General features: G+C 53.8%; 1 rRNA gene. It reads right to left on the bottom strand.

The window, feature by feature from the left end:
• Positions 1-460, bottom strand: a 23S ribosomal RNA gene (locus AB4Y73_RS20470); the annotation flags it as partial.

Below are 460 nucleotides of genomic sequence, written 5' to 3'. Positions count from 1 at the left end.
CTTCTAAGCCAACATCCTGGCTGTCTGTGCCTTCCCACATCGTTTCCCACTTAACCATGACTTTGGGACCTTAGCTGGCGGTCTGGGTTGTTTCCCTCTTCACGACGGACGTTAGCACCCGCCGTGTGTCTCCCGTGATAACATTCTTCGGTATTCGCAGTTTGCATCGGGTTGGTAAGCCGGGATGGCCCCCTAGCCGAAACAGTGCTCTACCCCCGAAGATGAGTTCACGAGGCGCTACCTAAATAGCTTTCGRGGAGAACCAGCTATCTCCCGGTTTGATTGGCCTTTCACCCCCAGCCACARGTCATCCGCTAATTTTTCAACATTMGTCGGTTCGGTCCTCCAGTTAGTGTTACCCAACCTTCAACCTGCCCATGGCTAGATCACCGGGTTTCGGGTCTATACCCTGCAACTTAACGCCCAGTTAAGACTCGGTTTCCCTGCGGCTCCCCTATAC

This window comes from Pseudarthrobacter sp. TAF60_1 (genome assembly GCF_052113505.1).
In the GTDB taxonomy this organism is placed as follows: domain Bacteria; phylum Actinomycetota; class Actinomycetes; order Actinomycetales; family Micrococcaceae; genus Arthrobacter.
The sequence above is the reverse complement of the archived record's forward strand: the minus strand, read 5'-3'. Positions and strand labels throughout refer to the sequence as shown.